Source organism: Blochmannia endosymbiont of Camponotus quercicola, from assembly GCF_059935335.1.
The window spans coordinates 710,053-723,996 of sequence record NZ_CP011794.1 but is presented as its reverse complement, the minus strand read 5'-3'; the positions used below and the strand labels follow the sequence as shown (position 1 = coordinate 723,996).

Annotated in this window: 9 protein-coding genes; 7 read left to right on the top strand and 2 right to left on the bottom strand. The window is 27.4% G+C overall.

The annotated features are described in order from the left end of the window. Positions 1–668: 668 nt before the first annotated feature. From dapF to yigL, 4 genes are all read left to right on the top strand, one after another. On the top strand, positions 669–1,493 hold the full coding sequence (gene dapF, locus CBquer539_RS02995) for a diaminopimelate epimerase (RefSeq protein ID WP_500836384.1): 825 nt from the start codon (positions 669–671) through the stop codon (positions 1,491–1,493). Positions 1,494–1,708: 215 nt separating this feature from the next. Continuing rightward, positions 1,709–2,425, top strand: coding sequence for a 5-amino-6-(5-phospho-D-ribitylamino)uracil phosphatase YigB (yigB, locus tag CBquer539_RS02990; protein WP_500836383.1), 717 nt, complete (start codon positions 1,709–1,711; stop codon positions 2,423–2,425). Positions 2,426–4,906: 2,481 nt separating this feature from the next. After that, the gene (gene corA, locus CBquer539_RS02985) at positions 4,907–5,851 is read left to right on the top strand and encodes a magnesium/cobalt transporter CorA (protein ID WP_500836382.1); all 945 of its coding nucleotides are present in this window, start codon (positions 4,907–4,909) and stop codon (positions 5,849–5,851) included. A 374-nt stretch (positions 5,852–6,225) separates the two neighbouring features. Continuing rightward, complete coding sequence (yigL, locus tag CBquer539_RS02980; protein ID WP_500836381.1) at positions 6,226–7,050, top strand: sugar/pyridoxal phosphate phosphatase YigL; 825 nt, start codon at positions 6,226–6,228, stop codon at positions 7,048–7,050. 544 nt (positions 7,051–7,594) lie between these two features. Here the strand turns inward: yigL and CBquer539_RS02975 are convergent. Further along, positions 7,595–8,191, bottom strand: a complete 597-nt coding sequence (locus CBquer539_RS02975; protein WP_500836380.1) for a YhgN family NAAT transporter — start codon at positions 8,189–8,191, stop codon at positions 7,595–7,597. A 239-nt stretch (positions 8,192–8,430) separates the two neighbouring features. Here CBquer539_RS02975 and asd point away from each other — a divergent pair, with 239 nt between their 5' ends. Further along, positions 8,431–9,537, top strand: a complete 1,107-nt coding sequence (gene asd, locus CBquer539_RS02970) for an aspartate-semialdehyde dehydrogenase (RefSeq protein ID WP_500836379.1) — start codon at positions 8,431–8,433, stop codon at positions 9,535–9,537. Between the two features lie 167 nt (positions 9,538–9,704). Here the strand turns inward: asd and CBquer539_RS02965 are convergent, their stop codons facing one another. After that, the gene (locus CBquer539_RS02965; RefSeq protein WP_500836378.1) at positions 9,705–10,340 is read right to left on the bottom strand and encodes an NfuA family Fe-S biogenesis protein; all 636 of its coding nucleotides are present in this window, start codon (positions 10,338–10,340) and stop codon (positions 9,705–9,707) included. Positions 10,341–11,917: 1,577 nt separating this feature from the next. On the opposite strand from CBquer539_RS02965, the gene aroK reads away from it, so the two are divergent. Together aroK and aroB are read left to right on the top strand one after the other, a co-directional pair. Then, complete coding sequence (gene aroK, locus CBquer539_RS02960; RefSeq protein ID WP_500836757.1) at positions 11,918–12,460, top strand: shikimate kinase AroK; 543 nt, start codon at positions 11,918–11,920, stop codon at positions 12,458–12,460. 59 nt (positions 12,461–12,519) lie between these two features. Continuing rightward, positions 12,520–13,605, top strand: coding sequence for a 3-dehydroquinate synthase (aroB, locus tag CBquer539_RS02955; protein ID WP_500836377.1), 1,086 nt, complete (start codon positions 12,520–12,522; stop codon positions 13,603–13,605). Positions 13,606–13,944 lie beyond the last annotated feature (339 nt).

Sequence of the window (13,944 nt, the reverse complement as noted above, 5' to 3'; positions counted from 1 at the left end):
GCTGTATGTTAATGTTATTATCTATAATATTGTAATGTTGCTGCATTTACAATTTTAATTTTTTATATTATGTTCCTTTTCTAACTGTTTAAAATAAAGAGTGCTTAGAATATAATTCAATATTGTTGAATACACAATCGGTTTGCTTATTTATATGTAATATTTTGATTTTGGTTAAAAATAAAGAAGACAATAGTATCAAAAAATTATCGCATAGGTTGTCAATACATCTTTATATAAAACATACTTTTTTATTTATTAAGTAACAATGTTTTTATTTTTGTAGTTATATTTAGAATATTATCAGTTTTTGCCAATAGACTGAAAAGACACTTTATTGTAATAAACATTGCATTTGCGTTAAAAGTTCATACTTTTTTTACAAATACATGTTTCATCAATAAGCACAATATAATAAGGTTATTATTAATGCAATTAATATAAAAAGTTATTTTTATAAGTATATTAATCATTATGTAAATTTTTTAGAATAGAAGTCATAATATTATTTATTCTGTTTTTAAAACGTAACCAACAGTATTACATTGCCTTCATACATTGACATAAATGTAAAAAATAAATAATAATTGAGTTTTTAAGATACTAAACAATTTTTAAAAATCAGTAATGTGTACCAAATTTTGTTTTTGATATTATATGAGGAAAGCATGCGATTTACAAAAATGAATGGGTTAGGCAATGACTTTGTCATCATAGATGCTATAACACAAAATATACGTCTTACTTCTGAAAATATCAGATATTTATCGAATCGATATTATGGTATCGGGTTTGATCAATTACTAATAGTAGAACCCCCTTATGATCCAACAATAGATTTCCATTGTCGAATTTATAATGCGGATGGAACGGAAATAAATCAATGTGGCAACGGTATCCGCTGTTTGGCACAGTTTGTTTACTTAAAAAAATTAACTAATAAACAAAACATTCACATTAGTACTCGTACTCATCATATGATATTATCTATACTGAATGATAATCGCATATCCGTTGATATGGGTCCACCTATCTTTGATCCAAAACTTATTCCATTTTATACATCGAAACATCAAAAAATTTATATTTTATTTTTGTCTACACAAATAATACTATGTGGTGTAGTATCTATGGGTAATCCTCATTGCATTATTTTAGTTGAAACAATAAAAACCGCTCAAGTTACTTTATTAGGATCAGCTTTAGCAGATCATCATTGTTTTCCGGAACGAGTGAATGTAAGTTTTATGCAAATTATTAATCATAATAATATTCGATTACGAGTATACGAGCGTGGTGTAGGTGAAACTCAAGCCTGTGGAACTGCTGCTTGTGCAGCAGTTGCTGTAGGTATTCAACAGGGGTTATTATGCGAATCAGTAGAAGTAAGCTTACCCGGAGGTACTTTATCGATAAATTGGAAAGGTGTGGGTAATCCAGTCTACATGATTGGGTCAACATCATATGTATATGATGGATGTATTAATTTATAATGCGTACAATGTTAAAGAATTATATTGTTTGTAACAGAATTCATCTTGGAAAAATATTACTTGTTAAACCATACAAATATTAAATATTTGAATTTTACTCATTATTTAATTTTTTAGATGTATTGCATTTATACTAGAACAAGATAATAAGAATCTAAGTATTTAATAGAAATTAACATAATGATTGTGTATATATAATATGCAAGGTGTAATTTATGCATTTTTACCATGTGCTACAGCCTATTTATGCTATAACTTTAGATTTAGATAACACATTATACAATAATTACCCAGTAATAAATCAAGCTGAAGAAAAATTAGTGTTATTTTTGAAACAGTATCATCCCGCATTATCTAAAATACAAAAAAAGGATTATTATCAATCGCGTCAAATACTTCGACTTATAGAACCAGATATTTATCATGACGTAAATTATTGGCGTTGGAAATCTTTAGAAATAACTTTACTACAAGCAGGATTGAGTAAGAATGAAGCTCAATCAGGTGCTGATTATGCTATGGAAATTATTATACATTGGCGAAATAAAATTAATATTCCTATTAGTACGCACAATATATTATCAGCATTAAGTTCTAAATGGCCATTAATCGCAATTACTAATGGCAACGCAAATCCTATTTATTGTGGACTACAGAAATATTTCCAAGATGTACTACGTGCTGGAATCAATGGCCGCGCTAAGCCTTATAAAGACATGTATTATTTGGCTGCAAAACGTTTTGGAATATCCTGTAAGAATATTTTACACGTAGGAGATGACTTAGAGACAGATGTGAAAGGAGCAATATATGCTGGGATGCAAGCCTGTTGGATTAATCAATATAATCTAGATCAATTTCGTTTAACCGATACAAAACTATTGCCACATTTGAAAATTTCAAAATTAATATCATTAACATGTTTATTATAATGTTAATGATAGTTATTCAGATACATTATTTAAATAACGATCATTAACATACATCATATGTATCTTATGAATATTTATAATATTTTTGACTAACTCAATGATAAATAACAGCAGCATTAACCTTATAATGATAAAAATGCATTGGTGTTATCTGGAGCTGGTAGCGTTGGGGAAAACTCGAGTATTAGTAATTGTGGCATTGTATTTGGTTATAATTAGTAAAATAGTGTAACCTCATGGTTAACAATAGCGATTACTTTTACGAATAAAGTCGCTTCATCAATACGTGAGCGCGTACAATCTTTAATTGGTGTTCAAAATAGTGACATATGGATTAGCAAATTGGTTATTACATATTTATCACTTAGATTAGATGTAGATTTACCATTTTACATCCTTGATAACAGGATCAAATTTGACTTTTAAACAATCAATATCTTCATTTAAGTCAAACGCAACTAAATATAATAATGTACATCAATCATGCATAATGTCAATATAGAAAAGGGTAGTGTCTCAAATACTCAAAATATAGACATCGATAGAAATGCAATAGAAATGATGTAGTTCCAGATCTATTAATTTTATCAAGACATATGTAGTCGTTCTGAATTAGTAGATTTAATGAATTATTAAAACGTGCATATATATTTTATGTGTAAATTGTTCAAATGTTTTAGTTTTTATCAAAAACAATTTATTACTATCCTAAATAGATGAATTCTAATATATTAATAAGTCTAATATGCTTGCTATGTTTGTGATAAAGAAAAAATAATAATTTAAATGATTATTGGTGATGACGATCAATTTACTTATGATTAGAGAAGAAGAAGCTAAAGTAAAAATTTTCAACGATTTTTAGTAGATTTTACACATGTACGTATTATTGCATTGGAAGAGAATTGTCGTTTTACTAATAATATCTTAAAAACCGCTGATACTGTTATTTGTAAAAATAAAATACATCTTAAGAAAAATTTATGGATACTAAAATAAGGGAGATGTTATTTCTTTTTGTTGTGTTTTTAATGTAATAGAAATAGGTTTTGTTTATAGCAAATAACTTAATAAATTGGTGAGAACGACACGGTTTATGTAATGATTGTGCCATTTTATATCGAAATAATTTCCAAACTTGTTTGATAGAAGAAATTTTATTAAAAAATATATCTCATCAAATACATGGAGGGGTGTATTTTTTTAAGCATAAAAATGTGTAAATGTCCTAGCATATTTAAAATTTATTGTCAATCAGAATAATGATATGCACTTATATGCGATTATTAACATGTTTAATAGAAGGATTAATCGACGTATCTTATAAATTATTAGTAAATACGCTAATTTAAGTCATTTAATTTTGTTGGAAAGTAGTTTACTAATTTTAAAGAAAGAGATTACTAAAGGAAACATGCTATTACTTTAAAACAATTTATTACGGGTTGATATGGATTCATTAAAAACATGGTAATTATATCACCCTTATCCACACAAAATTATTATATTATTAGGCAAGTCGTATTATGAAGTATGTGTGAGAAAAATATATCAAAAACACATATCACGAGTGTATTTAAAATATTAAAGAATTGATAGCAATGGGTAGCAATACTTCATTAGAAATAACAACAAGTGTATATAGTTACGATAATTTTATCATATATTTTTTATAATTTAAAGAAAGTTCATCTAATTTGTATTCAGATGTGGTGCAATTAATGACGTTGTATGTTTCAAAGAGATTGGAATATTTTCAAGTATTTTATTATAGGACTAAAAGAAGGGTTTTTTCTAAATTACGTTGCCTTAACTAATGAAGAATTATTAGGAGAAAACGTAGATTAATTTACGGTGGTGTCATATGTGCTATGTATAAAAAATTAACAATTAGTTACTCAGCAATTCGTTATATTTATGGAAAAGAGATGGTAATTTAATTACATCTAAGTTTGTTAACGAATTACTGATAGATTACTTGGAAGTATGTTAATGTTCTTCACTAAGAATAAGTGCCGATTACTTTTGTAAATTCAGCTCATATTTCTATTTTATTGATTTTTCAGAAAGTTACCGTTCTAATCTTATTAGGTGATTATATAATTAGACATACTGTGTGCTTATTATTATTAAAAAAGATTTATAAACATTGACAACCTTTTTATTCTAGGCGTAACATGCGCGCTCTAATTTATGCGGATGACATTATAGTATCTCAGTAAGAACACCATATCTATTGAGTGAGTATTTAATTAACTATTAATTATTATAATAATTATATTTATCATCAAACAGATAAACACCTACGAGTTATTTGAATCGTTATAGATATTTGATATTGAATGACAGTTTATATAACTATTCTAGTATACAGAGCATATTTGTAAATTACATGACGTAAAAGTAACCATTTATTATCACTAATTTAGTTGTTGTGATCTAATGTGTTTTAATTTGTATTCTTTGAGGAAGTAATGATATATGTTTAACATATTTCAATTAAAAAATAATCATTTATTTCGTGTTAATGAAAAAGATGAAATATTATTTAACAATGATATTATTTGGGTTGACATAATAAAGTCAAATAACGATGATCATAATTATATACAAAACATATGGCTTCATCAAAAAATAAAATTTTTTGAATTAAAAGATATCAATAAGACTACACGTTTTTTTAAAGATAAAAATGGATTGCATATTTGTTCTTTTTTCTTTTCATATAACAATCAAGAACAAATAAATAACTCTATTGTATCCTTCACCATCTACGATGGATGTTTATATACTTCACGTCAAGAAGAGTTTCCAGTATTTTGTATGTATCAAGAATATTTACATAACCATTTGTTAATTAATGGCAATGCCTATGAATTATTATTAAACTTATTTGAATTAAAACTTGATGATTTAGCAAATAAAATAGAACATATTTATTCTACGTTAGAAACATTGAGTTCTGTTATTATGAATGGACAACAAATCGATGATTATGATCATGCGCTTTCTGATTTAGCTATATTGGAAAATATGGGTTGGAAAATTCGCGTTAATTTGTTAGATACCGAAAGAGCAATAAAATTTCTAATACGTAAAGTCAAATTACCTGTAGCACAACAACAATATGCTAATGATATTTTAAGCGATATTACATTATTGTTACCCCATAATGAATATGTGTTTCGTCAGGTGAGTTCTTTAACCCAATCAGCAATGGGATTTATTAATATTGAACAAAATAGAATCATAAAAATTTTTTCAGTTATTTTTTTACCTCCAACTTTAATAGCATCTAGTTATGGAATGAATTTTGAATTTATGCCGGAATTACAATGGTCGTTTGGTTATCCTAGTGCTATTATTTTAATGATTTTAGCAGGACTTGCTCCGTATATTTATTTTAAACATAAAAACTGGTTGTAAATATTATCAAGATCATTATCATTACATACATTACTTTTAAGAAAAATACTAATTTAGTAGTGTTTAAATACTTTAAATTAAATGCTTATATACATCTTTATGATATGAGGTATAGCTAAGCTAAATATATTTAATATTTTAAAGGTTATTGCTAATCATAGTTTTTAATAAACCGATAAGAATATTTGCAATATTAATAATATTATTTTTGTAAAAAACTTTATTATATTAGTAGTGTATGAAACAAGTTATACAAGTAAATTAGTACTTGTAATAGTATCTGCAATAATAGTCAATTTTTATTGACACTATATTGTAACTATTGGTGTATAATCGTTATTATTTTTATTTTAAAACAATAAGCGAGGTAATAAATGTTTCGAATCGTTGCGTCTGATTTAGATGGAACCCTTCTTACACCAGACCACCGATTAACATCTTTCACTAAAAAGATTCTGCAATTGTTAACTGCTCGTGATGTGCATTTCGTTTTTGCCACTGGCCGCCATCATACAGACGTCATACAAATGCGTGATAATTTGAAAATTAATTCCTATATGATCACTTCTAATGGATCTAGAATTCATAATGCTAATGGTAAATTAATTGCTTCTTATAATATAGATACAGAAATTGTATCTGACTTGTTATGTATAGCACATTATGATTCTCAAATTATTACTAATATTTTTTGCAACGATCAATGGTTAATTAATAGATCAATATCAGAGCAAAATTGTTTCTATAACGGATACGGATCTAATTATCGCATATATCAAAAGGATACATTACCTCTAGATGGTATCTGTAAAGTATATTTCACTAGTAATGATTACCAGCGATTATTGTCTTTAGAAAAAGAATTAAATGAACGATGGGATCATCGTATCAATATTAGTTTTTCGCTCCCTACATGCCTTGAAGTAATGCCAGAAGGAGTGTCTAAGGGACATGCTTTAGCGCAAGTAGCTAAATTATTAGGATGTCAACTTAAAGATTGTATTGCATTTGGGGATGGAATGAATGATAAAGAAATGTTAGCAATGACAGGAAAAGGATGTATAATGAGCAATGCGCAACAGCGACTCAAAGACACCCTTCCATCGTTAGAAGTTATTGGTAGCAATAAGGATGATGCAGTTCCTCGTTATTTGCAATATATTTATCTTAACAAGCAGGTTGATATACCATTCCATTAAAAATAATTAATTTTTAATTAATATTTTTATTAAAATACTATGATTAAAATGCATTACATTATTTGAACTAATAACCTTACAAATTCATATTAATTAAATGTAAATGCATTCTGTTCGTGTGTCAAAATATTTATTTATATAGTGTTAATTCAGAATAGTATTATTTTCGTTAAAATAGCGAGTTTGATTTTAATTAACAAAATTTTTTTAAAGAAAATCATTTTCAGAATGTAATATTATATAAAAATAACAATTAACTAATTACAGTTTTTGGAATTGTATATATTTTTTGAACAAAATTAAATTAATTTAAGATATAGATTCGACCTTATATATTATATATAGGTTATTATTTTGTATACTGCATTATAGTAAAAAGTCACTTCTTTAATCCTAATATAAATAATTAAATAAATTAATAAATTTTTTATATTTAATTCTTAAAAATATTTGTTGGCAGTTAATTTAACCAAATTCATGAATAATTAATATTAAAATATCCGAATATATTTTTATAAAAATAAATAATTTTTTATCATCATAATCATGATACACATAAATAACTATGTATCCCATCAAGTAACATTTGAGTAGAAATCATTACCAATAACAAACCCATTAGTCTTTCTAACGCGCTGATACCTTTATTACCTAATAAACGAGAAAATATATTAGATAACATCAAAATTAACATGGATAACCCCCAAGCGACAATTAATGCTAAAATTAAAAAATTGATTTGCTGAGGATATTGATGAGACAATAATAATAACGTTGCTAGAATTGAAGGACCTGCAACCAAGGGAATAGCAAGTGGAACTAAAAAAGGTTCTTCTCCATCTGAAAATCCGGTGTTGTTTCCTTCTTCTGAAGGAAATATCATTTTTATAGCAATTAAAAATAATACAATACCTCCAGAAATTGACACTGTTTCTGTGTGTAAATTAAGAAATTTTAAAATATGTTCGCCAATAAATAAAAAACCTAACATTAATAATAAAGCAATTATCATCTCTCGAATTATTATAATTTGACGGCGTTTTGGTTCTAAATCTTTAAGTATTGACATAAAAATAGGTAAATTTCCGATAGGATCCATAATTAAAAATAATAGAACTGTAGCTGATATCATTTCATTCATTATTATTTTCCCAGAAGTTATTCATATTGTATATACACCACGCTTTTTATAAAGTAAATTATAAATATTATTATCAATATATTACATCATATTACTTACGATACACGCAGAACATGATATATGCGTATAATTCCTATATAATATACAGCATATTTTTAATAAATGTTCAGTATCTCATAATACTTGCGATACATATATTTTTTGATACACAGTACTGAATAATAAATAAGAGACTGATAATGAAAAATATTGGGTTTGTTGGTTGGAGAGGAATGGTAGGTTCAGTGTTAATGAATCGTATGCAAGAAGAACATGATTTTAATCATTTTTATTCAATCTTTCTTTCTACATCTCAAATAGGAGAACATGCTCCAAAAATTCAAGGATCACAAGAATTATTTTTACAAGATGCTTGTAATATCGAGCTTTTGAATTCATTAGATATTATTGTTACATGTCAGGGTAGTGCATATAGTAAAATTATTTATCCAAAATTAAGAAAAATTGGCTGGGCAGGATATTGGATTGATAGCGCTTCATTTTTAAGAATGAATGATGATGCGATTATTATTTTAGATCCTGTCAATCAAGAATTTATAGAACAAAGTATAAATAGTGGCATTAAAACATTTGTAGGTAGTAATTGTACGGTAAGTTTAATGTTAATGTCTCTGGGTGGATTGTTTGCTCAAAATTTGATCGAATGTGTTTTTGCTTCTACTTATCAAGCAGCTTCTGGATGTGGAGCGCGTGCCATGCGTGAGTTATTAATACAAATGGGACAGGTGTATAATACAGTAACTGATTTATTAAAGTCCCCTAAAACAGCCATTCTAGATATTGAGCATGCAGTTACCAAATTTAGTAGAACTGATTCTTTGCCGGTAGATTGCTTCAAGGTACCTTTAGTAGGTAATGTTATTCCGTGGATAGGCGATTATATGTGTAATGGTCAAACTCAAGAAGAATGGAAAGGCCAAGCAGAAACTAATAAAATTCTCAATACTTCTGAAATTATAACAGTAGATAGTTTATGCGTACGTGTCGGCTCGTTACGTTGTCATAGCCAATCATTTGTTTTAAAACTCAAGAAAGATATTTGCTTAACAGAAATAGAAGAATTACTTCGATCTCATAACAATTGGGTAGAGGTAATCTCAAATGAGATTACGCAATCGTTAGAACAATTAAATCCTGTTATGGTATCCGGAACACTTAAAGTACCTATCGGGCGATTACGGAAATTGCATGCAGGTAACAAATATATTTCAGCTTTTAGTGTAGGAGATCAATTACTTTGGGGAGCCGCTGAGCCATTACGTAGGATGTTACGTCAATTACTATAAACTTACTTTATTTATTTCAAAAATTGAATTACGCGCAATATATATAATGTAAGAACACAACAAAACAGTAAAATAGGATACAAGAATTATAAATAAACCAAATATTCAATGAAGTTCATAATTATTTTCACTAAAAATTTTATAAACTAAACATACATAATAAAGTTCTAATAAAAAGAGTGCGTTCCACGTTGGTGTTGAGTAATGTCTAATACCCCTTTTAATTCTGGAAAAACACGTCTTAAGGTAGTTTCTATGCCCTCTTTTATAGTATAGTTAGCCATCGCGCAGCCGTTGCATCCTCCGTAAAATTTTATGACAGCTAATAAATCTTCAGTAATATGCATTAGAGATACGCTGCCTCCATGCATCTCCAACTGCGGATTAATTTGAAATTGTAATAGACGTCTAACTCGTTCTTCTAGCGAATCATTGTTGATATTATCTTCTGTGTTATCGCATGCATTAGTAGCATTAGTAGCATTAGTAGCATTAGTAGCATTAGTAGCATTAGTAGCATTAGGAGCTTTAATAGTAAGTTGAGTATCTAATCCATTAATCATAACGTCAATTTTTGCATCTTTAAGGAAAGAGACATATAGCCGATCTATGCGTATAGAAAGAAGCTTAAATTCAATGACAATATCACTGGATTTAAATTCCTCTGGAGGGCAAAAACAAATACCACATTCTGCATTAACCATACCCGGATTAAGTATAAATACTCTTATCTGAGTACCCGGCTTTTTATCAGATAGAAGCCTAGCAAAATGTTCTTGTGCAATAGAAGTTACATAAATCATATAATATATATACAAATCATTTAACAATAAAATAACCTTTCAATTTTATTGTTCACATACTACGTAAACTATTCGAGGTAGCTTATATGTATTCTTATACATTTTCAATATATATTATCATTATTTTTATGTATATTTTATGATAGAGTGTATTAGAACATTACATATAATTAATGTGTTATGCAAAATTGTAATTTACAATTTTGCATTCATTACATTTAAAGTTTTTTAATTTATGATAATAAATTCACTTCAAAAAAAAGTAAAATCATGTAAAGGCAGTAAAATGGATATAAACCAACGCATATGTAAGAATGATATATATTTATGTGTATAATATATCCAGTGCTTAACAAGTCTATTCTATCTTAATAAACATTAATACGTATTTAATTTCAAAAAAAATAATAGCAAATATAAAAAAATAAAATATATAATATAAAAGGGTCCAAATTATATTTTTAGCGCATAATTATCACTTTATTCAAAATTCAAATGTTAATAACAGTAGGAATATTAATTCGTAATTAAATGTGATAATAAAAAAGCCGCGATGGTTACGTTTTAACTATAAATAACAATTTTTATAATACAAGAAACATGGTATAACTGTTGAAAATTTCATTTATTTATTTTTTATATTTTCCTAATCTAATAAAACAATGAATTCTAGAAATATAGTTATAGATGTTACTAGATATAAATTAATAGAAGTTTTAAATGAACTAATGTTTTAAATTTTAATTTGTTTTTTTATTAATAAAATTTAATGACGTCCTTTTTAGGCAGTAACATTAATGTACTAATGCTACAGAATCCTTTAGTTGTAATACCTATAAAAAGGATCTATCAGCATAACAATTAACCATTATTAACATGCTATGATTCATATATTATTCTATGGGCTAGCCACTAAATTACTGTAAATTATAAAATATAGATACTTATTATTTTGTGTATCCAATAACAGATATGTATATATGAGCTTTCAACTATATGAAAATGTACATATTAATATAGTTGAATAATGAGAAATATATTGTATTTGTGCTAACAAATTATATGGGATTTAATATTGTTTGGTGTTAGTTATTTCGGTGAATATTAATTATTAAAATATGGAAAAAAATCTGCATACATAATTTTTATGAACAATGATTTATTTTTTTATACGAGCATCATGTTTGATATCCCGAAACAAAAAATATTATGATTGCTAATACCAATAAAAATGATATAAACGGAAAAATAGTTCTATTTATCTCTATGGAATTGAATTATATTTGTGCTGATATTTAATCGAAATCAATGTGCCCATTGTTAATGTTTCTTTTTGATATAAGAATAAATAAGTTTCTGAGTTGTATTCGAATAAAGATTTATATTACAATGACAGCACGTTGTTATATATCAATAATTAATAGTTGTTATTATATCATTATATCAGACGTATTGTGATAAAATACATCTGATATAATGTTTCATGTTTTTGTAATCTATACATGTATGGATTAGTCGGGTCTTCATATTAAAGTAATGAAGTGTATACAATGAAGAAATCATTTTCCTATAATAATATGTTAAAAAAATATAATATTTTTTTAATTGGTCCTATGGGTGCCGGGAAAAGTACTATTGGGCGTCAACTAGCAAATCAATTAAATATGGAATTTTTTGATTCTGATCAAGAAATTGAGACTCGTACCGGCGCAAATATTAGTTGGGTCTTCGATGTAGAAGGAGAAACTAGGTTCCGTGATCGTGAAGAAAAAATTATAGATGAATTAACAAAAAAACAGGGAGTTGTGTTAGCTACAGGAGGTGGTTCTGTTAAATCGCACATAACACGCAATAATCTTTCTGATCGTGGATTAGTAGTGTATTTAGCAACGACTGTTGAAAAGCAATTAGTTCGCACGCAGTATGATAACAAAAGACGTCCATTGCTACGATCGTCATCGGTATCAGGAAATATCCGAGAATTATTGGAAATATTAGCTAAAGAACGAAACCCATTATATGAAGAAATCGCAGATATAAAGATTTCCACTGACAATCAAAACATCAGGGTTGTTATGAATAAAATTATTGTTTTTCGCAATCAGAGCAGTGTATTATAGTATAATATACAATATAATAAATGAAATTATTCAATGTTACAGTTTTTACGATTTTTATTATGGAAAAAATTATCATAAAATTGTATAAAAGAACTTATCCAATTATTATTTCAGAAAAATTATTCGATAAATTTTCATCTTTTTGGTCATTAAATATTGGTGACAAAGTAGTATTGATCACTAATGATCGAGTAGCACCAATTTATTTAAACATATTACGCAGTTTATTGACTAGATCAGGTATTATTGTTGATCAACTAATCTTGCCAGACGGCGAGCAAAACAAATCCCTAAGTACATTAAATACAATATTTACTAAATTATTGAGACAAAATTATGATCGTAATACGATACTTATTGCTCTTGGTGGAGGTGTCATAGGAGACATAACTGGATTTGCAGCTGCTACATACCAACGCGGAATACGTTTTATTCAAGTCCCCACAACATTACTTGCACAAGTAGATGCGTCGATTGGGGGTAAAACTGGTATTAACCATATACTTGGTAAAAACATGATTGGAGCTTTTCATCAACCTGTTGCAGTTGTTATCAATTTAGATGTCTTGCGTACATTAACTATGAAAGAATTTTCTTCTGGATTAGCCGAAGTAATTAAGTATGCTGTTGCTCTTGATTCTAATTTTTTCAGTTGGTTGGAATTGCATTTAGATGATTTATTGATTTTACATTCCCCATCTTTAATATATTGTATTCGTCGTTGTTGTGAATTAAAAGCATCTATAGTTACAATTGATGAACGAGATCAAGGAGTTAGAAGTTCATTAAATCTCGGGCACACCTATGGTCATGCTATAGAATCATACTTGAATTATTCACAATGGTCTCATGGTGAAGCTATAGCTGCGGGTATTGTGATAGCAGCAAATACTGCTTTGCGTTTAAATCAGTTTAATCCCGGCGATGTGAAACGTATAAAACGGTTGTTAGTACGCGCTGGATTGCCTGTGTGCGGGCCAAAAGAAATGACATCGGATAATTACTTAGAATATATGATGCGCGACAAAAAATCAATATCAGGACAACTCAATTTAGTTTTACCCGTTTCCATGGGATACGTGAAAACTGTTTTCAATGTAAATCGAGAGTTGGTGTCTGCATCTATTAAGGATACTAATAATTAAACGAATCATATTAAATACATCATATATTATATGATGTATAAATATTTTTGTCAAAGATAGTACAATTTAATCATAATTAAATACTGGTATTTGTAGATTTTATTCCAATCCAATTATCTAGAGATTCATATCTACAATATACGATATAAAGCGAGCGGTATAAATAAATCTGAAAAGCATGCATAGCTAATTGCTCTGATATCACAAATTATACAGAGTATAAATCTTGTTGAAAAATTATTCTATTTTTGTGTATCTATACAAATAAATATTTTACGTAAGAGATAGTAATATAATTCTTCCAGGATTGTATAATTATTATTATTTGATTTGGTTTAA